The sequence below is a fragment of the Streptomyces sp. Tek67B01 genome (genome assembly GCF_055231995.1).
Window position 1 is genome coordinate 6,316,569 of the sequence record NZ_JBUYUY010000001.1, and the last position, 18,259, is coordinate 6,334,827.

The following is an 18,259-nucleotide window of genomic DNA, read 5'->3' on the forward strand; positions in this document are numbered from 1 at the left end:
TACCTCCGAGGCAGGACGGGAAATTTCCTGGACAACTGTACAGGAAGTCGGCTGATCGGGGTCCGGCGCGCGACTACGCTGAGCGCATGACTGTGCTCTTGTACGAAGAATTCGGGACCGGACGCCACCGCGAGAGCTCCCTGATCCGCCACGCGCTGGGAAACTCCCACGACGAGGCGCTGGTCGCGGGGCTCGCGGGCGGTATCGGCTTCATGTACTTCGTGTTCGAGTACCCGGGCCGCCCGCCGGTCGCCACGATCGTCGCCCAGGCGCACCCCGAGCCGTGGGTTCAGGTCGCCCTCGGCCGGCTGCACGTCCCCTACGACGCCACCCGCAGCACCAACCCCCGGTGGGGCCGGGTCCGCGCCGCGCTCGACGGGGGGCAGCCCGTGTTCTGCGTCGTCGACCGCGCCTCACTGCCCTGGCACGAGGCGGTCGCCCCGACGCCGGGCGCCGACGCGTACACCGTGGTCATCGCCGGGTACGAGGGCGACGACCTCTTCGTCGAGGACGGCGCCGCGGCGCCGTACCGGATCGACCGGGAGGAGTTCGGCGCGGCCTGGACCGCTCATCCCACGGGCCGCCACCAACTGGTCGTGCCCACCGGACCGCCCGAGGGGGAACCGGACCTCGACGGGGCCGTCGCCGCCACCGTCGGCCGCCTGAACGGGCCGGTGCTGGGCAACCGGTTCGACGTGAACTTCGGCTTCTCCGGCATGGACAGGCTCTCCGCGGACCTGCGCGACACCGCCACGGCCGCGGGCTGGGAGCAGCGGTTCGGCGGCTCGCCGGAGGCCTTCCGCGCCGCCACCCGGCGACTGCACGCCTGCCTGGAGGAGGAGTGGACCGCGCCCGGCGCAACCCGGCCGCTCTACGCCGACTTCCTCGACCTCGCCGGCCGGCCCGAGGCGGCGGGACTCTTCCGGGAGTCGGGTCTGCACTGGTCGCGACTGGCCGGCCTCGCCCGGGCGGCCGCGCCCGAAGCCGACGCGGAGGAGCGCCGCGCCCTGTTCGGCGCGTGCGCCGCTCTGGTCGACCGTTGCTCCGAGCTCGAACGCGAGGCCGTCGCGACGCTCGCCGGGTAGGACCGCCACACGGGGGACCGCGCGAGGCCGCGCCCGGGCGCCGTCCGGGCACGGTCTCGCGCGGGCGCCGTCAGGTTCAGGTCTCCTCCACGGAGATGGCCGCGACGGGGCAGGCCCGGGCGGCCTCGCGCACCAGCGGGCTGCCGTGGCCGTCCTCGCGGCCCGGCAGCAGCTCGCTGAAGCCGTCGTCGTCCTGGGTGAACACCTCTGGCGCGGTCAGCGCGCACTGTCCGGCGCCGATGCATACGCCTTGGTCGATGGAGATCCGCATGTCGCTCACCATGCCACGGGAAGTTCGAGCATGCCCTGAATGGTGTCGCCCGGCTTGAACGGGATCCGTTCCGGTTCGGCCGCCAGCCGCAGGTCGGGCAGCCGGGTGAAGAGCGAGCCGAGCGCGATCTCCATCTCGGCGCGGGCCAGGTTCTGGCCCAGGCACTGGTGGATGCCGAAACCGAACGCCAAGTGGTGGCGGGTCGGACGGTGCCAGTCCAGGGAATCGGGATCCTCGAAGACCGATTCGTCGCGGTTGATGACGGAAGTGGAGAAGACGACGCCGTCGTCGGCGCCGATCGTGACGCCGCCGATCTCGATGTCCTCGGTCGCCACCCTCAGCATGCCGTCGGCGATCGACAGGAACCGCATCAGCTCCTCCACGGCCTCCGACATCAGCGACGGGTCCGCGCGCAGCTCGGCCAGTTGCCCCGGGTGGCTCAGCAGGGTGAAGGTGCCGAGCGAGATCATGTTCGCCGTGGTCTCGTGCCCCGCGATGAGCAGGATCACGGCCAGGGCGACCAGTTCCTCGACATCGGTCCGGCCGGTCTCCAGGTGCTGCGCGATCAGGTCGTCCAGCAGCCCGTCGCCGGGTTCGGTGCGCTTGCGGGCGATCAGCTCCGCCAAGTAGGCGTCGAGGTTGTGACGGGCCTCCTCCACGTCCGAGAGCTCCGGCCCGCGCAACAGCCGCCTCGACTGCGCCTCGAAGAACTCGTGGTCCTCGTACGGGACCCCCAGCAGGGCGCAGATCACCATGGACGGCACGGGCAGGGCGAAGGCGCCGACCAGCTCCGCCGGTGACCCGTTGGCGATCATCTCGTCGAGCAGCCGGTCCACGGTCCGCTGGATCCGCGGCCGCAGGGCGGCGGTCCGCTTGAGGGAGAAACTCGGGATCAACATCCGGCGCTGCGCGTTGTGTTCGGGATCGTCGACCCCCAGCAGGGCCGTCCGGCGGGCCGTCAACCCCTTGAAGCGCTTGGTCGTGGCGGGGAAGGCGGCGTTCTGGCGGTCGGAGGAGAGCCGCCCGTCGGAGAGCAGGGCGCGCGCCTGCGCGTGCCCGGTGACCACCCACACCGAGCGGCCGTCGAAGAGGGTGACGCGGGAGAGCGGCCTGGTTTCCCGCAGGGGCGCGTAGGCCGCCGGAGGGTGGTAGGGACAGGTTCGGTCCTGGGGAAAGGCAACGGTTTCTGTCATGCAGCACCTCGCGAGCGATGGTCCGTCTTGCCGGCTCCATTACATGCCCTAGGCACCTATCTCACCATGGGAGTTTCGGCCAGACCCGGCGCAAGTCGCCCGAAGGGCCCAGCGGCCCGTCGGCCGGGTCAGAGGTGGGCTTCGAGGAACGCCCGGAACTCCTCGCGGGTCATCGGACCGTCCTGGGTCGCGACGGCCCCGCCGTCCCGGACGAGGACCACCGTGGGTGCGCCCGTCACGCCATAGCGCCTGGTCGTGCCGGGGCAGCGGGTGATGTCGGTCCGTACGGCGGTCAGTCGAGTCCCGTACTCCTGCGCCACCTCGCCGACGAGCACGTCCATGGCCCGGCAGGCCTCCACGGCCTTGGGCCAAGTGCCGGTGAAGTAGGCGAGAACCGGCCCCGGGGACATTCCCAGGATGAAATCGAACTCCTGGTCCTCCAGTGGCTGGTGTACCCGACGTGCCATGGGTGCTGCTCCTCGTGCGTCTCGGCGGGGCCCCGGCGTGATCGGTCCGGCCGGGCACCCCATCATCCCCGTGACGGCGGGGGTCCGTTGTCAGTGGTGGCCGGCAGCCTGGACGCATGGACGACAGGATGCTGCGGCGCCGGGTCTACGGCGCCGACCACGACGACCCCGACCCGGGACCGCGCCCCGGCCATGTCTACGGCGAGCTCGTGGGCGGGCCGCTCGACGGCCTCCTGCTCGACGTCACCGGCTGGAGCGGACCCCGGCTGGCCGAAGAGGCCCGCCTCCCCACCGAGATAGGCCGCTACGGGGCGGGCGGCCGCGCCCACTACCGCCGCCGCGCCACGGACCCGCGACGCTGGGATTGGTCGGGGGACAGCCCCTGAGCGAGGCGGGAGGGGGCCGGAGCGGGGGCGTTGGCCGCGCGGCGAGCCCCCGGTCCACCGACGCCTGACCGGGGGCTCTGCGTTCACTTCCGTCGGGGCCGGCATCGGATGCGCCGGATGTCAGGCGGCCGTGGCGCTCCGGCCCACCTTGCGCGCCCAGAGCACCAGCGGTACCTGGAGCGGCAGCCGGACCAGGGTCGCGGCCTGCCGGGCGGGGGCGCCGCGTCGGGCGTCGACCGCCATCTTCACGTTGGCCGGGAAGACGCCGACGAAGAACGCCGCCGTGGCGAGCGCCGCCACCCGACGGGTGCGCGGATGGGCGATCCCGGCCGCGAGGGCGAGTTCCGCCGCGCCGCTCGCGTACGTCCACTGGCGGGGGGTGCCGGGCAAGGAGCGCGGGACGATCGCGTCGAACTGCTTGGGCGCGACCGCGTGCGCCACCGCCGCGGTCGCCAGCAGGCCGGCGAGCAGCAGGGGTGAGGAGGGGGTGCGCGGCATGGGGTTCCTCTCGGAGGCGGGACGGACGGGCCGGGGACGGACGGGCCGGGACGGAGAGGCCGGCGGCCACGGCGAGGACGGCCCCGCGATCCTACTCGCCGGTAGTAAAAGGCCGCCATGGCGAAGCGGTCGGCGGTCCGGAAAAGAATCCGTAGAACTTCCCGAAGAACTTTCCGGGAGCTGTCGATCCCGGCGTCTCCCGTTCGACACAGGAGTGAAAGGCGGGAACAGTCCCGCCCCACCGACCGAGGAGTCACCATGCCGCGCTTCCTTTCCCTGATCCGCATCGACGAGCAGAGTCTTCCCACGGACACCCCCTTCCCGCCCGACTTCGAACAGCGGATGGGAGCCCTGCTGGAGGAGATCACCAAGGCCGGGGTGATGCTGGACACCGCCGGACTGCTCCCCACCTCCGAAGGAACCCGCGTGACGTGGTCCGGGGGCAAGCTCAGCTACACGGACGGCCCCTTCACCGAGACCAAGGAGGTCGTCGGCGGCTACGCCATCCTCCAGGCCAAGGACAAGGCCGAGGCACTGGAGTGGACCAAGCGATTCCTGGAGGTCCACCCCGAGCACTGGACGGTGGGCGCCGAACTCCGGCAGATCGCGGAGGGCTGAGCCCCGCCGCGGGCGAGCCCCGTTTGCCCCGCATCGTCACGGCTGCTCTGATGGGTGGCCGTGACGGCAGTGACCCCGGCCCAAGCGGTCGAAACGGTGTTCAGGATCGAGTCCCCGCGGATCATCGCCGGCGTCGCGCGGATCGTGCGCGACGTCGGCATCGCCGAGGAGATCGCCCAGGACGCCCTGGTCGCAGCACTCGAACAGTGGCCGCGGGACGGTGTCCCCGACAAGCCGGGTGCCTGGCTCATGGCCACCGCCCGGCACCGCGCGGTCGACCTCGTCCGCCGCAAGGAGACCTACGCGCGCAAGCTCGCGGAGGTCGGCCGCACCCTGGAAGACGTACCGCCCCCGCCCGAACCGGCCGCCCAGGACGACATCGACGACGACCTGCTCCGACTGGTCTTCACCGCCTGCCACCCCGTCCTGACCGCGGAAGGCCGGATCGCACTCACCCTGCGCCTGGTCGGCGGCCTGACCACGCAGGAGATCGCCCGCGCCTTCCTCACCTCCGAACCCACCGTCGCCCAGCGCATCGTCCGGGCCAAACGCGCGCTGGCCAAGGCCCGCGTCCCCTTCGAGGTCCCGTACGGAGCCGACCGGGAACAGCGGCTCGCCTCCGTCCTGGAAGTGATCTACCTCGTCTTCAACGAGGGCTACTCGGCCACCGCCGGGGACGACCTGGTCCGCCCCGCCCTCTGCGAGGACGCCCTGCGGCTCGCCCGCGTGCTGGCCGCGTTGATGCCCGGGGAACCAGAAGTCCACGGCCTGGCGGCGTTGCTGGAGTTCCAGGCCTCCCGGATCGCGACCCGCACCGATCCCGACGGCGGGCCGGTCCTGCTCGCCGACCAGAACCGGGCCAAGTGGAACCGCATGCTCATCCGGCGTGGTTTCGAGGCCGTGAGCCGCGCCGGCTTCGGCCCCTACTCCCTCCAGGCGGCCATCGCCGGCTGCCACGCCCGGGCCGTCCGCTACGAGGACACCGACTGGAAGACGATCGCCGCCCTCTACGGACGCCTGGTCCGGCTGATCCCCTCACCGGTGGTCGAGCTGAACCGGGCGGTCGCCGTCTCCATGGCCGAGGGCCCCGAGGCGGCCCTGCCGCTGGTCGACGCCCTCGCGGAGGAACCCGCGCTGCGCGGCTACCACCTGCTGCCGAGCGTACGGGGCGACCTGCTGGAGCGGCTCGGCCGTCGGGCGGAAGCCCGCGCGGAGTTCGAACGGGCCGCCTCCCTCACGCGCAACGCGCGCGAGCGGGACCTGTTGCTGGGGCGGGCACGCACCGGCGGCGCACCGTGACCGGGCCGCGCGACCGGCGCCCCAGCCGGTCGCGTTCCGGACCGTACGCGTGATCAGACCCGCACGGGCGCGTCCGACGGGCGCCGGGGCGCCGTCAGCGCGATGGGACGCCGGAAACCGCCGGAGCGGGCGATGTCCCGTACCGTCTCGCGCAGCGCCTCCTGGAAGGCGCCCATGGTGTGGCGGGCGGCCGGGGTGTCGACGTAGATCGAGTTCATGTGCAGCCCGTCCGCGTCGCGTTGGTACCAGGAACAGGCCCCGTTGGCGCGCGCCGACCACACGTGCGACGCGGGCCGCCAGTCCTCGTGCCGCTCGGCCCCCCGGCACTTGCGCATGTCGATGTACGAGAAGAAGTTCACCGGGTAGGGCCAGGAACGGGCCGCGAACTCCTCGGGCGCCAGCAACTCCCACGCCCTCACGAACGGTACGTCGATGTGGCGGAGCAACTCCCCGAACCCCGAGCGGATTCCGGCCATCACCTCTGCGAAGTCCCGCCCGGGCGAGGCGTCGAACTCGATGGGCATGGTGTTCACGAACCAGCCGACCGAATCGGACCAGCCCTCGCGGCCGCGCTCGCTGACCGGCATGAACCCCCGGTAGACGCCGGGGCCGCCGGCCTCCCGCAGCGACAGCGCGACGGCGGCCAGCACCCCCATGAACGGCTTGCCGTCCACGGCCACACAGGACTTGTCGAACACCTCCGCCTCACCGGCGTCCAGCAGCGGCGAGGCCTCGTTGACGATGGGGTACATCCGGTCCGGTTCCACGCCGAGGTCCAGCGGGAACCTGGGGAAGAACTCGCCGTTGCGCGCGATGAAGGACTTCCAGTACCCGAGCCGTTCGTCGCCCGCGTCGATGGAGAGGTAGCGCCGTCGCTGCTCCTCGGCGAAGTCGAGGTAACTGGGAGCGGTGGCCGGCAGGGCGGACCGCTCGCCCCGGCACAGGGCCTCGTAGGCGGTCAGCACCTCGTTCACCACGATGGGCATCGACATCCCGTCGCAAACGATGTGGTCGAAGGCGAGGTAGACGGTGGCGCAGTCCTCGCGCAGCACGGCGCCCATCGTGAACAGCGGCCACGACAGCGTGTCGATGCTCCGCCGGAACCGTTCCACGAGGAAGGCGCGCAGTAGTTCGGTGGTCGCGAAGTCACCCACCGGCACGGTGTCCAGCGCGAGTTCGTCCGCGGCGAGCGGCTCACACGCCAACTCCCCGGCCAGGCGCCGGAACTCGCACCGCAGCACCTCGTGGCGCCTGACGAAGGCCAGCAGGGCCTCGGCGAGGGCCTGTTCGTCGAGCGGCCCGCGCACCTCGAACGTCACGGCGAGCCAGGACGCCACAGGGTCGTCGGCCCCACGGCTCTCCTCGGCCACCGTGAAGTGCTTGTCCTGGTTGAAGGACGCCCTCCTGCCCGCCGGGCCGCCCGGACCGGAGGCCTGGGCGGCCGTGGACCGCACCCGCCACTCGACCACCCGCCCGGGCGCCAAGGTGTGCATCTCCAGAGGAAACTGCCGCATTCCGTCATCCCTTCGCCCCCCGAGTCAACCCCGTGCCCCTAACGACACCCGGCCCGTGGAGGTGACGCCCGCACGCGGCGCGCGGGGGGGCGGGGTCCGTCGTACCCGGGCGGTGATGACCGACAGTGGTCGGCGTGGAAGCTTTTGACGAGGTCGAGCAGGTCATCGACGCCCTGTACGTGTCGCCGCCCGCCGGGTTCACCGCGGCGCGGGACGCGGCCGCGGCCCGACTGAAGGCGGCGGGGGACAAGGCCGCCGCGAAAAGGGTGGCGGCGCTCCGGCGGCCGACGCTGGCCGCCTGGGCGTCGAACACGCTGGTGCGGGCCAAGCCGGAGGAGGCGGAGCAGTTCCTGCAACTCGGCCGGGCGCTGCGGGAGGCGCACCGGGCCCTGGACGGTGAGCAGCTACGGAACCTCTCGCACGAGCAGCACGTGGTGATCGGGGCGCTCGCGCGGGAGGCGGTACGGCTGGCCGAGGAGGCGGGGACACCGGTGTCGGAGGCGGTGGAGCGGGAGGTGGAGCAGATCCTGCGCGCCGTCCTCGCCGACCCGGGGGCGGCCGAGGGCTGGGCGTCGGGGCGGCTGGCGAAGGTGCCGGCGGCGGTGACGGAGTTCCCGGTGGCGGCCCCGGACGCCGTGGCGCGGGCCGCGAGGACGCGCCCCGAGGCCGGCCCCGAAGCCGAGCCGGCGCCGGACCGGGACTCCGATCGCCGCGAGGCGGAACGGGCCGCCGCCCGGGAGGAGGAGCTGCGCGCGGCCGAGGAGGCCCGGGAGCGGGCGCTGGAGCGGGTCGCCGCGGCGGACACGGAGGTGGAGCGGCTGGAACGGGACGCCGCCCACGCCCGTGCGACGAGGGACCATGCCCACGCGGACCTCGCCGCAGCCGAAAAACGCCGCCGCGCCGCCCAGCGCCACTGAGCGCCCCGCGCCCGGCCCCCGGGGCCCGCGGGCCTCGACGCCGCCCCCCGCAACCCGCAACCCGGCCGGGGTAGGCGGCCGTGCGCCGGCTGCCAGGTCGCTTTGACCGGCGTACCCGTCGTCCTGCGGGCCGGGCCGGTGGCACGCCCGGTCCGGGTGCGTGGCCCTGAGCCTTCGCCGCGCCGGCTCCGGGGGGCCGCGCCCATCGAAGTGCGGGCCGGGAGAGGGCCCACCGCGCAACCCGGCCCGGTTAGGCAGCTCCGCGCCGGCTTGCCCGGCGTCGTGCGGGGCGCGCACCGGCCGCCGGCGAGCGCGCGATGCGGCGGGGGCCGGTCTTCGCCGCCGGCCGTACATCGGGGGTGCCGGTTCGGGGCAGGGTGCGGGGCCTGGGCGGCGGTGGGTTGCCCCGCCGTCCCGCACCCGGCGTCCGTCGCGGGGCCGCCGGGGCTGACGGGGGTTCAGCCCTCGCCCGTGCGGCGGGCCAAGGGGGTCGTTACCGCCGAGTTGCTCACGCTGAAGGTGACGCTGCCCGCCCGGTAGCGGTCGTCGGACCACTCGATGGGCCGGCCGGTCCGGGTGGCCGAGACGTGCCGCTGGCGCAGCAGCGGGCTGCCCCGCCGCAACTCCAGCAGCCGCGCGTCCTCGCTTCCCGCCGGGAGCGCGTCGATGAGGTGCTCGCCGTAGTGGGCGACCACCCCGGAGGCACGGGCCAGGCCGTCCATCACCGAGCGGCAGTCCTCGGGCATCGCCTCGACCGCCGCAGCCACCCAGTCGGCGTAGGCGGTCCGTTCCACCATCACCGGCTCCCCGTCGAGCCGGCGCAGCCGCAGCACGGCGAGGACCTCCGTACCGGGGGCCACGGCCAGCCGGTCCGCCTCCTCGGCCGTGGCCGGCCGCCGCACCCGGGACAGGAAGCGGCTCGACACCTCGTGGCCGATGCCCTCCGCCCACTGCGCGAAGCTGTTCAGCTCACCGAAGCTGTGCTTGCGCTCCTGACGCAGCACGATCCGGCGCGCGCCCTGCCGGGAGCCGATCACCCCCTCCGCCGCCAGCGTGGCCACCGCCTGACGGACCGTCCCCCGCGACGCCGACCAGCGGGCGGCCAGGTCGCTCTCCGACGGCAGCCGGGCCCCGACCGGGTACTCGCCGCCCAGGATGGCCGCGCGCAGAGCCTCCGCGATCTCCACGTATCTGATGCCGCCCACGCGACTGCCACGCTCCCTCGTCGAACCGACCGGTATGCCACTCGTGATCATTGAACCCCGCGCTGTCACGCCTTCTTCCGGCCAATCTCCGGTCTTCCTCAAGCCGTGCTCCGCAGGACGGGTCCCGTTCACCGTCCGTACAGCGGGCCCGGGCGAACTGGAGCCGACTTGTTCAGACAAGTAAACCCCTGTCAGGTTCTTCTCTGGGAGAGACCGTGCTCAGTTCCTCCGCCCGTCGCGGCGCGGCCGTCCTGCTCGGCGCCGCCGTCCTCACCACGCTCAGCGCGTGTGGTGCCGCCCCCGACCAGCAGCCCGCCGGGGCCACCGGCGACGCCAAGGGCACGGCCCGGCCGGGCACGGCCGTCTCGGTCGCCGACTTCGGCGGCATGGAGGGCCTCGTCGCCGCCGCCGAGAAGGAGGGCCGGCTCAATGTGATCGCGCTGCCCGCCGACTGGGCGAACTACGGCGAGATGCTCAAGGCCTTCCAGGCCAAGTACCCCAAGATCAAGGTCGGCAGCGAGAACCCCGACGCCTCCAGCGCCGACGAGATCGCCGCCGTCAAGTCCCGCAAGGGTCAAAAGCGCGCCCCCGACGTGCTGGACCTCGGCATCGCCTTCGCCCGTAGCGGCGCGGCCGAGAACCTCTTCGCCCCGTACAAGGTCACCGCCTGGGACAAGATCCCCGCGTCCCAGAAGGACGCCGACGGCCGCTGGTACAACGACTACGGCGGCTACGTCTCGATCGGCTGCGACGCCGCCAAGATCCCCACCTGCCCGCAGACCTTCGCCGACCTGCTCAAGCCCGAGTACAAGGGCAAGGTCGCACTCAACGGCAACCCGACCAAGTCCGGTTCGGCCTTCGGCGGCGTCTACGCGGCCGCCCTCGCCGACAAGGGTTCCTTCGCCGACATCCAGCCCGGCATCGACTTCTTCGGGCAGCTCCGCAAGAGCGGGAACTTCATCCCGGTCGAGTCCACCCCGGCCACCGTCGAAAAGGGCGAGACGCCCATCTCCATCGACTGGGACTACCTGAACGCCGGCTACGCCGAGCAGTTCAAGGGCAAGGGCGTCGACTGGAAGGTCGCCGTACCCACCGACGGCGTCTACGCCCAGTACTACTCCCAGGCCGTCAACAAGGACGCCCCGAACCCGGCGGCCGCCCGCCTGTGGATGGAGTTCCTCTACAGCGCCCAGGGCCAGAACCTGTGGCTCAAGGGGCACGCCCGCCCCGTGCTGCTGCCGGCCATGACCCAGGACGGCACCGTCGACAAGGACGCCGTCGCCAAGCTGCCGCAGGTCCAGGGAACCCCGACCTTCCCCGAGTCCACCGAACTCGACAAGGCGAAGGCCACCCTCGCCGAGAAGTGGGACAAGGCCCTCTCCTGATGTCCGCCCCCACCTCCACCCGATCGACCGGGACCGCCGGCGGCGACCGCCGCCGGCGGCGCGGCCCGCGCACCTGGCTCGCCGCCCTCCCGCTCCTCGCCTTCACCGGGCTCTGCTTCGGCATCCCGCTGGGCGCCATCGCCTTCGGCGCGGTCACCCGAACCGACGCCACGACCGGCGCCACCCGGCTGACCGGCGAGCACCTCGCCCGCTCCCTCCAGGGCCCCTACCTCGCCTCGCTGGTCGGCAGTGTCCAGCTCTCCTCCCTCACCGCGGTGACCGGCGGCGTGCTCGGCGTCCTGATCGCCCAGGCCGTGGTCACCTCCCGGTCCGCCGCCCTGCGCGGTGCCGTGCTGACGGCCTCGGGAGTGCTCGCCAACTTCGGTGGCGTCCCGCTCGCGTTCGCGTTCATCGCCACCGTCGGCATCTCCGGGGTCGTCACCCGGCTCGCCGACCTCACGGACCTCGGCTGGGACCTGTACTCCTTCACCGGCCTGACCGTGGTCTACCTGTACTTCCTGATCCCGCTGATGGTGCTCGTCATCGCCCCGGCGCTGGACGGATTGCGCCCGCAGTGGCGCGAAGCCGCCCAGAACAACGGCGCAACCGGGTGGCAGTTCTGGCGCCACGTCGGCCTGCCGGTGCTCACGCCCTCGCTGCTGGGCGGGTTCGTCCTGCTCTTCGGCACCGCCTTCGCCGCGCACGCCACGGCCGCCGCGCTCGTCGGCGGCTCCGTACCGCTGGTCACCTTGAAGATCGCCGTTGCCCTGTCGGGCAACGTCCTCACCGGCCAGGAGAACGTGGCGCTCGCCCTCGGCCTCGACATGATCCTGATCGCCGGTCTGGTCATGGCGGTCTACCTGCCCCTCCAGCGACGGAGCGCCCGATGGCTGCGATGACCCCGACCCTGCCCGAGACGGACATGCCGGAAGCGCTCCCGGCGCCCCGGGAAGCATCCCGCGCCGCCCGCCGCCGGCGCCCCCGCGTCGGGCGCGCGGCCGTCCTCGCGCTGGCGGGCGCGTACTTCCTCGTCCCCCTCGTCGCCTCCTTCGTCTTCACCGTGTACGTGCCCGGCCGGGGCATCGACTTCGAGGCGTACACCGAGCTGCTCGGCGCCGACGGGTTCACCGAGAGCCTGCTGCTCTCCCTGAGCCTGGCCGCCGCCACCATCGCGCTTTCGCTGCTCCTCGCGGTGCCCGCCCTGGTCGCCGTACGGATCGGCTCGCCGAAGCTGCGCCCGGTGGTGGAGGTGACGTGCATGCTGCCGCTGGTCGTGCCGCCCATCGCCCTGGTCACCGGCATCACCACCGTGCTGCGCTGGGGGCCCGACCACCTCTCGCGCACCCCGCTCTACCAGACCTTCATCGCCGTCCAGGACGAGCGGTTCCCCGTCGTCCTGGTCCTGGCGTACACGGTGCTGGCGCTGCCCTTCGTCTACCGCTCCCTCGACGCGGGTCTGCGCGCGATCGACGTGCCCACCCTCGTGGAGGCCGCCCGCAGTTGCGGCGCGAGCTGGCCGTACGTCGTCCTGCGCGTCCTGCTGCCGAACCTGCGGGGCTCGCTCGCCGGGGCCGCGTTCCTCACCCTGGCGCTCGTGCTGGGCGAGTTCACCATCGCCTCGTTGCTGGGCTTTCGCCCCTTCGCGGTGTGGATCGTCTCCATCTCCGGAGCTCAGGCCCGCATGTCGGTGGCCGTCTCCATCCTGAGCCTGCTGATCACCTGGCTGCTGCTGCTCGTCCTCTCGCGCGCCGGGACCGGCCCCGCCACGGCGGCGTCCGCACCCGCCACCACCTCCCGCAAGGAGTCCTGACCCTCATGTCCACCACCCTTCCCGCGGCCCGGAAGCCGGCGGGCACGACGGCCGCGGCCGCCCCGGCGGGCGCGCGCCTCGAATTCCGCGGCCTGCGCCGCACGTTCGGCTCCACCACCGCCCTCGACGGGCTGGACCTGACGATCGAACCCGGCGAACTCATCGCCCTGCTCGGCCCCTCCGGCTGCGGCAAGACCACCGCGCTGCGCGTCGTCGCCGGCTTCGAGCAGCCCGACGCGGGCGAGGTCCTGGTCGACGGCCAGGACATCACCTCGGTACCGGCCAACCGCCGGGACGCCGGGATGGTCTTCCAGTCGTACAGCCTCTTCCCCAACCTCAGCGCGCGCGACAACGTCGCCTTCGGCCTGCGCGTGCGCAAGGTGGACGCGGCCCGGCGTCGCGAGCGTGCCGCCGAACTCCTCGCCCTCGTCGGCCTCCCCGATCACGGGGACCGCTACCCGCACCAGATGTCGGGAGGCCAGCAACAACGCGTCGCGCTCGCCCGCGCCCTGGCCCTGCGACCGCGCGTACTGCTCCTGGACGAGCCGCTGTCCGCCCTGGACGCCAAGGTACGGACGAACCTGCGCGAGGAGATCCGCCGCCTCCAGCTGTCGCTCGGCCTCACCACCGTGTTCGTCACCCACGACCAGGAGGAGGCCCTGTCGATGGCCGACCGCGTCGCCGTGCTGAACGCCGGGAAACTGGAGCAGTGCGCCGCCCCCGCCGAGCTCTACGAGCGGCCCGCGACCGCCTTCGTCGCCGAGTTCGTCGGCACCATGAACCGGCTGCCGGGCCGGCTCACCGGCTCCGGGACGGTGGAAGTGCTGGGCGTCCGGCTGCCCGTGGACGGCCCCGTACCGGCCGGACCGGAGGTGGAGGTGCTCGTACGGCCCGAGAACGTCACCGCGACCGCCGATGCGGACGGCGCGGCCACGGTCGTCTCCGCCTCCTTCTTCGGCGCCGTCACCCGCTTCCGCCTCGACCTGCCCGGGACCGGGTCGGTCCAAGTGGACGTGCCCTCGCGCGCGGCGGGGGGCCTGGCGCCCGGGGCCCGTGCGACCGTCACCCCGGCCGAGCGGCCCGTCCTCGTGGTGGAGAGCGCCGGATGAGCGGGCTCGGCGCGGTCCTGTTCGACATGGACGGCACCCTCGTCGACACCGAGGTGCTGTGGTGGGAGACCACCGAGGAGGTCGCCGGCGGCCTCGGTCACCGGCTCGGCGACGCCGACGCGCCCGAGGTCGTCGGCCGGGCGGTCCAGGACACCGCCTCGCACCTCGTACGGGTCTCGGGCGCGGGCGACCACGCGGAGGTGGGCGCCGCGCTCACCGAGGCGTTCCTGCGCCGGGTGCGGGCCGGAGCGCCGCTTCGCCCCGGCGCGCGGCGGCTGCTGGCCGCCCTGGAGGCCGGCGGAGTCCCCTTCGCGCTGGTCAGCGCCTCGCCCCGGCTGGTCATGGACGCGGTGCTGGACGGCCCGCTGGCCGGCGTGCCCTTCGCCCTCACCGTCTCGGCCGACGACACCGCACGGACGAAGCCGCACCCGGAGCCGTACCGGGCGGCCGCCGAGCGGCTCGGCCTGGCCCCGGGCGACTGCGTCGCCGTGGAGGACTCCCCGGACGGCGCGGCCTCGGGGGACGCGGCCGGGTGCGCGGTCCTGGTGGTGCCGTCACTGCTGCCGGTGCCGAAGTCCCCCGCGCGCACCTTCGCGGACACCCTGGAGGGCGTCACCGTCGACGTCCTACGGCAGTGCCTGGTCCGGCGGCCTACGACGGGGGTCGGTGCGGGCGCGTAGGCGCGGGGGAACACCGCGGGGGTGATCGCGCGCCCGGACCGGGCGCGCCGGGCCCGACGAGCGCTACGGACGGGGCGGCACCGGTGAGCCGCACTCACGGCGCCAAGGAGCCGACCCGGGCTTTCGAAGGGGCGGCTGCTCGGCGCAGGAGGCCAAGGGGTCACCGTACGGGCGGTCTGAGCGCGCTACGCGCAGAGGTCGAGGATCTCCACCACGCCCTTCGCGTACGCGCCCGTCACCGAGCCGGGTCCCGCCGCGGCCTCCCGGCGCAGGGCGGGGAGCGCCGTACGGACGAAAGCGGCGCACTGTCCATACAGGCCGGCCTCGTGGGATCCCCCGTCGTCCTCCGTTCCCAGCAGGGCGAGCAGCGTCCAGAGCAGGGCTTCGCGGGTGGTCTCCCGGGGCGGGCCCGCCGCCCAGACGGCCATCAGCACCCCGCACGCGGCGGGCGCGGGCGGCTGGAGCCTGGTCTCGGTGAAGACGTGACCCGCCAGGGCGTGGAACGCGGCCGGATGTCCCTCCGCCGCGTCCCACAGCATCTCCTCCAGATGACCGGCCGAGCGCCCGCATCCGCACAGCATCGATTCCCAGTCGTGCCGCCCGATCGCGGCTTCCACCGCCTCCGGTACCAGGGGGCTGCGCAGCGGCTTGTCCGTCCGTCTCATGGCGCAATTATGAGATCCCGGCGCGGGGCCGTACCAGAGGGCGAGGAACCGCATCCGGTGGCCGTTCGTCCCAGAGGCCGTGTGGAAAGCAACGATAAGACGAAGAGTCCTGACCTTGGTGTTCGCCCTGCTCGCGACGCAGCTGGGGTCCCTCGTCGGCCCGGCGTACGCCTGCGGCTGCGGAGCGATGATCCCCGACGGCTTCTCCCGGATCGGGGTCGCGCGGGAGACCTCGGTCCTGCGCTGGGACGGCCGGATCGAGCAGATCGTGATGCGGTTCAGGGTCGAAGGGGACGCCAAGAAGGCCGCCTGGATCATGCCGGTGCCCAGCCGTGCCACGGTCGAGCTGGGCAAGGCGGAGCTGTTCACCGACCTCGGCCGGCTCACCGTGCCCGAGCGCAAGACGCGCGGCTACTTCTGGCCGCGCGAGGACGACTGGCCGTTCTCCTCGGGTTCCCGCGACGGGGTGGGCGCCGCGATGCCCGGCGCGGGCGCCCCGCCCGTCGGAGTCGTCGGGCGCGAACAGCTCGGCGACTTCGACGTCGCGCGACTGACGGCCACCGACCCCGACGCCCTACGGCGGTGGCTGGAGACCAACGGCTTCAAGATGCCGGACCGCCTGTCCACCGAACTGAAACCGTACGTCGACCAGAAGTGGGAGTACGTCGCCGTCCGCCTCGCCCCCCGGGACCGGACCAAGGCCCTGGGCGGAGACCTCGACCCGCTGCGCATCCGCTTCGACAGCGACCGGCTCGTCTACCCGATGCGGCTCTCCCGCATGGCCAAGACCCCTCAGTCGCTCGGGCTCTACGTCCTCGCGGAGCACCGGATGGAGCCCGTCTCCCCGATCGGCGGGGCCCCGCCGAAGGTGGCCTTCGCGGGGACCGTCACCCCGCGGGACTCCGTGGCGGAACTGACCGGCGGTACCGGGCCGGTGTTCCTCACGGCGATCGAGCAGGAGTTCCCGGAACCGGCCCGCATCGACGGGGACCACGAACTGCGGGCCACCGCCAAGGACACTCCGTACCGGCGGGCCGTCTACCACGACGAACTCATGACCGTCGGCGGTGTCCCCGCCTGGCTCCTCACCGTGGCGGGAGCGACGGTCGCGACCATCGCCCTGGCCCTCGGGCTCCTCGGGGCCAAGCGCCGGAAGGCGAGGACCGGCCGACGTCTGTCCGGGGCGTAGCGGAGCCCCGGAAGCCCCCGGCGGTGGCCCGGGAGGCCCGATGTTCGGCGGGATGCCCTATGTCCGGCCGGACATCAGGTGTCCGCGCGGTGGCCTGGGCGTCACCCGGCCCGGCGTAGGGCCAGGGCCGCCAGGGCCTCCTGGGCGCCGGGCCGGCCGCGCATGCCCGGGAACGCGTTGACGTCCACGATCAACGGGGTGCCGTCGCCCGTGTCGATGATGTCCACCCCGTAGACGTCCAGGGCGAAGACCTCTCCCACCCGGAGCGTCAACTCCGCCCACTGCGCGGGAGGAGCGGTCCGGGAGCAGGTCGCCTCCGAGCCCTCCGGGGCCATCTCCGAGCGCCGCAGGCCCGCGAAGACCCGGTCGCCGATCGCGTACAGCTTGTGGTCCCAGCCGTCGTTGGGGGCGAATCCCTGTACCACCACCGGCTCCTCGCCCCACCCGGCCGTCAGCTCCCGCAGTCGCGCCGCGTCGTCGACCCGGGCCACCAGGTCGCCCTTGCGGCTGCGCCGGCTCTTGACCACCACGGGCCACCGCAGCCCCGACGGCCCAGGCGGTCCCGGCAGTCCCGACCCGTCACCGGCCTGCCGGGCCAGGCGGTCCAGGGACGGGAAGGCCGTGGTCGCCGCGAAGGGCAGTCCGGCCCGCCGGGCCAGGTCCGCCATATCGGTACGGTCCTGACAGCGCTCCGTGGCCGCCGCGGTGTTCACCACCGGCGCGCCCCGCCGTTCCAGCGCCCGCGCCAGCTCCAGTGCCCGGGGATCGCGGGCCTTGAGGAGGTACACGTCGGCCCGTGCGCCGGCCGCCACCGCCTCCGCGTCCGAGCCCCGCGGGTCCAGCACCACCACCTCGTGCTCCGGGCCGAGCGCGGCGGCCGCCCCCGCCAGCAGGGGATGCCCGGCGTCCACGGTGATCAGACCGACCCTCACGCTCCGTCACCCGCCCGGGCCGGGACCTGCGCCGGGATCGACACGTGGAACGCGGTGGGGCGCGACGGCGGACACGGCCCGACGCCACCGCCGCGGGCCAGGTCGAGCACGGCCCGGGCCACGCGGGCGGCCGCCTCGGGCACCTGACGGAAGCTCGGGAAGTCGTTCACGTCCACCACCACGGGCCCCTCGGGGCCCAGCAGCACGTCCAGGCCGTACAGGTCCAGCCCGTACACCACGCCCACCTGCGCGGCGATCGCCGCCACCTCGGCGGGGAGCGGCACCCGGCGCTCGCGCACGGAGCGGTCCGGGTGCAGGGGGGAGCGGCGTTCGGTGGCGAACAGTTCCCCGCCGACGCAGTACACCTTGATGTCGGTGCCCGAATTGGGCACGTACGGCTGGGCGATGAGCATGCCCTCCCCGGCCAGCCGCGGCAGCAGCGCCGCCAGCCGGTCGGGGGAGGCCACCAGGTGCACCGCCCGGCCGGAGCTGCCGTCCGAGGGCTTGACCACGAGGGGGTACTCGGACGCCGGGATCTCCGCGAGCAGTTCGGGCCGTGCCACGGCGTACGTCGGCGGCAGCGGGAGGCCCCGGGCGCGCCCGAGGGCGGCGGCCAGTGCCTTGTCCCGTACGCCGCGGATCGACCGGGCGTCGTTGACGGTGGTCATGCCGGTCGCCGCGGCCGCTTCGAGCAGCGTCAGCCCGGGGCCGCCGGACACCGTCTTGAGCACCCAGGCGTCGTGCGCCCCGGTCCGAACCAGGTCCGTCATGCGCAGCAGCGAGCCGCCCGGCCGCAGCACGTCCACTTGGTGGCCCCACGCCGTCAGCTGCCGGATCACCTCGTTCGGCATGCCGTCGTGGCGGTAGTGCTCCTCCACCAGGAAGCAGAGCCTCATGGACCTTCCCCATATTTTCCGGACGTCCGCCGATCCCGCCCGGCGAGTTGTGACGTCACAGGATGCCATGGCCGCAATGTGATGATCGTCCGGTGGCGGCCGGGGATTCCGCAGAAAGCGCATGAGAACTGCCTTAAGTG

The 18,259-nt window shown here is 73.4% G+C and carries 20 protein-coding genes; 11 read left to right on the forward strand and 9 right to left on the reverse strand.

The window, feature by feature from the left end; all coding sequences use genetic code 11:
- Positions 1-86: 86 nt before the first annotated feature.
- Positions 87-1,085 carry a BtrH N-terminal domain-containing protein gene (locus ACV7NM_RS28535; RefSeq protein ID WP_463412969.1) on the forward strand — a complete coding sequence of 333 codons (999 nt, stop codon included), beginning with the start codon at positions 87-89 and terminating at the stop codon, positions 1,083-1,085.
- 76 nt (positions 1,086-1,161) lie between these two features.
- Here ACV7NM_RS28535 and ACV7NM_RS28540 read toward each other — a convergent pair whose 3' ends face one another.
- The 3 genes from ACV7NM_RS28540 to ACV7NM_RS28550 all read right to left on the reverse strand — a co-directional run bounded on the left by ACV7NM_RS28540 (position 1,162) and on the right by ACV7NM_RS28550 (position 3,016).
- Entirely contained in the window at positions 1,162-1,356 is a 195-nt protein-coding gene (locus ACV7NM_RS28540; RefSeq protein ID WP_463412970.1) for a ferredoxin, read from the reverse strand.
- A gap of 5 nt (positions 1,357-1,361) precedes the next feature.
- On the reverse strand, positions 1,362-2,549 hold the full coding sequence (locus tag ACV7NM_RS28545; RefSeq protein ID WP_463412971.1) for a cytochrome P450: 1,188 nt from the start codon (positions 2,547-2,549) through the stop codon (positions 1,362-1,364).
- A 128-nt stretch (positions 2,550-2,677) separates the two neighbouring features.
- Complete coding sequence (locus tag ACV7NM_RS28550; protein ID WP_463412972.1) at positions 2,678-3,016, reverse strand: thioredoxin family protein; 339 nt, start codon at positions 3,014-3,016, stop codon at positions 2,678-2,680.
- 116 nt (positions 3,017-3,132) lie between these two features.
- Here ACV7NM_RS28550 and ACV7NM_RS28555 point away from each other — a divergent pair, with 116 nt between their 5' ends.
- Positions 3,133-3,402, forward strand: a complete 270-nt coding sequence (locus ACV7NM_RS28555) for a hypothetical protein (protein ID WP_463412973.1) — start codon at positions 3,133-3,135, stop codon at positions 3,400-3,402.
- Between the two features lie 120 nt (positions 3,403-3,522).
- On the opposite strand, the gene ACV7NM_RS28560 is transcribed toward ACV7NM_RS28555, so the two are convergent.
- A complete protein-coding gene (locus ACV7NM_RS28560; RefSeq protein WP_463412974.1) occupies positions 3,523-3,900 on the reverse strand; it encodes a DoxX family protein in 378 nt (125 codons plus the stop codon).
- Between the two features lie 258 nt (positions 3,901-4,158).
- Between ACV7NM_RS28560 and ACV7NM_RS28565 the strand changes: the two genes are divergently transcribed.
- Both ACV7NM_RS28565 and ACV7NM_RS28570 read left to right on the forward strand, forming a co-directional pair.
- Positions 4,159-4,518 carry a YciI family protein gene (locus ACV7NM_RS28565; protein WP_463412975.1) on the forward strand — a complete coding sequence of 120 codons (360 nt, stop codon included), beginning with the start codon at positions 4,159-4,161 and terminating at the stop codon, positions 4,516-4,518.
- Between the two features lie 69 nt (positions 4,519-4,587).
- Positions 4,588-5,817 carry an RNA polymerase sigma factor gene (locus tag ACV7NM_RS28570; protein ID WP_463414101.1) on the forward strand — a complete coding sequence of 410 codons (1,230 nt, stop codon included), beginning with the start codon at positions 4,588-4,590 and terminating at the stop codon, positions 5,815-5,817.
- A gap of 53 nt (positions 5,818-5,870) precedes the next feature.
- On the opposite strand, the gene ACV7NM_RS28575 is transcribed toward ACV7NM_RS28570, so the two are convergent.
- A complete protein-coding gene (locus tag ACV7NM_RS28575) occupies positions 5,871-7,331 on the reverse strand; it encodes a condensation domain-containing protein (protein WP_463412976.1) in 1,461 nt (486 codons plus the stop codon).
- A 134-nt stretch (positions 7,332-7,465) separates the two neighbouring features.
- Between ACV7NM_RS28575 and ACV7NM_RS28580 the strand changes: the two genes are divergently transcribed.
- The gene (locus tag ACV7NM_RS28580; RefSeq protein ID WP_463412977.1) at positions 7,466-8,248 is read left to right on the forward strand and encodes a hypothetical protein; all 783 of its coding nucleotides are present in this window, start codon (positions 7,466-7,468) and stop codon (positions 8,246-8,248) included.
- A gap of 458 nt (positions 8,249-8,706) precedes the next feature.
- Here the strand turns inward: ACV7NM_RS28580 and ACV7NM_RS28585 are convergent, their stop codons facing one another.
- A complete protein-coding gene (locus tag ACV7NM_RS28585; RefSeq protein WP_463412978.1) occupies positions 8,707-9,453 on the reverse strand; it encodes a GntR family transcriptional regulator in 747 nt (248 codons plus the stop codon).
- A gap of 215 nt (positions 9,454-9,668) precedes the next feature.
- On the opposite strand from ACV7NM_RS28585, the gene ACV7NM_RS28590 reads away from it, so the two are divergent.
- The 5 genes from ACV7NM_RS28590 to ACV7NM_RS28610 are packed head-to-tail and all read left to right on the forward strand — an operon-like array spanning position 9,669 to position 14,437.
- Entirely contained in the window at positions 9,669-10,838 is a 1,170-nt protein-coding gene (locus tag ACV7NM_RS28590; protein WP_463412979.1) for an ABC transporter substrate-binding protein, read from the forward strand.
- Positions 10,838-11,737, forward strand: coding sequence for an ABC transporter permease (locus tag ACV7NM_RS28595; RefSeq protein ID WP_463412980.1), 900 nt, complete (start codon positions 10,838-10,840; stop codon positions 11,735-11,737). Before ACV7NM_RS28590 ends, ACV7NM_RS28595 begins: the two co-directional genes overlap by 1 nt.
- Complete coding sequence (locus tag ACV7NM_RS28600; RefSeq protein WP_463412981.1) at positions 11,725-12,648, forward strand: ABC transporter permease; 924 nt, start codon at positions 11,725-11,727, stop codon at positions 12,646-12,648. The genes ACV7NM_RS28595 and ACV7NM_RS28600 overlap by 13 nt, the downstream gene beginning before the upstream one ends.
- Positions 12,649-12,653: 5 nt before the next feature.
- Complete coding sequence (locus ACV7NM_RS28605; protein WP_463412982.1) at positions 12,654-13,757, forward strand: ABC transporter ATP-binding protein; 1,104 nt, start codon at positions 12,654-12,656, stop codon at positions 13,755-13,757.
- Positions 13,754-14,437, forward strand: a complete 684-nt coding sequence (locus ACV7NM_RS28610) for an HAD family hydrolase (protein WP_463412983.1) — start codon at positions 13,754-13,756, stop codon at positions 14,435-14,437. Before ACV7NM_RS28605 ends, ACV7NM_RS28610 begins: the two co-directional genes overlap by 4 nt.
- 185 nt (positions 14,438-14,622) lie before the next feature.
- Here ACV7NM_RS28610 and ACV7NM_RS28615 read toward each other — a convergent pair whose 3' ends face one another.
- Positions 14,623-15,102 (reverse strand): hypothetical protein, encoded by a 480-nt coding sequence (locus tag ACV7NM_RS28615; RefSeq protein ID WP_463412984.1) that lies wholly within the window; start codon positions 15,100-15,102, stop codon positions 14,623-14,625.
- 118 nt (positions 15,103-15,220) lie between these two features.
- Here ACV7NM_RS28615 and ACV7NM_RS28620 point away from each other — a divergent pair, with 118 nt between their 5' ends.
- Positions 15,221-16,291 carry a DUF2330 domain-containing protein gene (locus tag ACV7NM_RS28620; RefSeq protein WP_463414102.1) on the forward strand — a complete coding sequence of 357 codons (1,071 nt, stop codon included), beginning with the start codon at positions 15,221-15,223 and terminating at the stop codon, positions 16,289-16,291.
- A 101-nt stretch (positions 16,292-16,392) separates the two neighbouring features.
- Here the strand turns inward: ACV7NM_RS28620 and ACV7NM_RS28625 are convergent, their stop codons facing one another.
- Positions 16,393-17,223, reverse strand: a complete 831-nt coding sequence (locus tag ACV7NM_RS28625; protein ID WP_463412985.1) for an ATP-grasp domain-containing protein — start codon at positions 17,221-17,223, stop codon at positions 16,393-16,395.
- Positions 17,220-18,119 (reverse strand): ATP-grasp domain-containing protein, encoded by a 900-nt coding sequence (locus ACV7NM_RS28630; protein WP_463412986.1) that lies wholly within the window; start codon positions 18,117-18,119, stop codon positions 17,220-17,222. Before ACV7NM_RS28630 ends, ACV7NM_RS28625 begins: the two co-directional genes overlap by 4 nt.
- Positions 18,120-18,259: the final 140 nt, after the last annotated feature.

Coding starts and splice junctions, on each gene's coding strand:
- ACV7NM_RS28610 (WP_463412983.1), top strand. CDS start 13,754: ATGAGCGGGCTCGGCGCGGTCCTGTTCGACATGGACGGCACCCTCGTC.
- ACV7NM_RS28605 (WP_463412982.1), top strand. CDS start 12,654: ATGTCCACCACCCTTCCCGCGGCCCGGAAGCCGGCGGGCACGACGGCC.
- ACV7NM_RS28550 (WP_463412972.1), bottom strand. CDS start 3,016: ATGGCACGTCGGGTACACCAGCCACTGGAGGACCAGGAGTTCGATTTC.
- ACV7NM_RS28565 (WP_463412975.1), top strand. CDS start 4,159: ATGCCGCGCTTCCTTTCCCTGATCCGCATCGACGAGCAGAGTCTTCCC.
- ACV7NM_RS28630 (WP_463412986.1), bottom strand. CDS start 18,119: ATGAGGCTCTGCTTCCTGGTGGAGGAGCACTACCGCCACGACGGCATG.
- ACV7NM_RS28615 (WP_463412984.1), bottom strand. CDS start 15,102: ATGAGACGGACGGACAAGCCGCTGCGCAGCCCCCTGGTACCGGAGGCG.
- ACV7NM_RS28535 (WP_463412969.1), top strand. CDS start 87: ATGACTGTGCTCTTGTACGAAGAATTCGGGACCGGACGCCACCGCGAG.
- ACV7NM_RS28555 (WP_463412973.1), top strand. CDS start 3,133: ATGGACGACAGGATGCTGCGGCGCCGGGTCTACGGCGCCGACCACGAC.
- ACV7NM_RS28595 (WP_463412980.1), top strand. CDS start 10,838: ATGTCCGCCCCCACCTCCACCCGATCGACCGGGACCGCCGGCGGCGAC.
- ACV7NM_RS28540 (WP_463412970.1), bottom strand. CDS start 1,356: ATGCGGATCTCCATCGACCAAGGCGTATGCATCGGCGCCGGACAGTGC.
- ACV7NM_RS28560 (WP_463412974.1), bottom strand. CDS start 3,900: ATGCCGCGCACCCCCTCCTCACCCCTGCTGCTCGCCGGCCTGCTGGCG.
- ACV7NM_RS28575 (WP_463412976.1), bottom strand. CDS start 7,331: ATGCGGCAGTTTCCTCTGGAGATGCACACCTTGGCGCCCGGGCGGGTG.
- ACV7NM_RS28545 (WP_463412971.1), bottom strand. CDS start 2,549: ATGACAGAAACCGTTGCCTTTCCCCAGGACCGAACCTGTCCCTACCAC.
- ACV7NM_RS28600 (WP_463412981.1), top strand. CDS start 11,725: ATGGCTGCGATGACCCCGACCCTGCCCGAGACGGACATGCCGGAAGCG.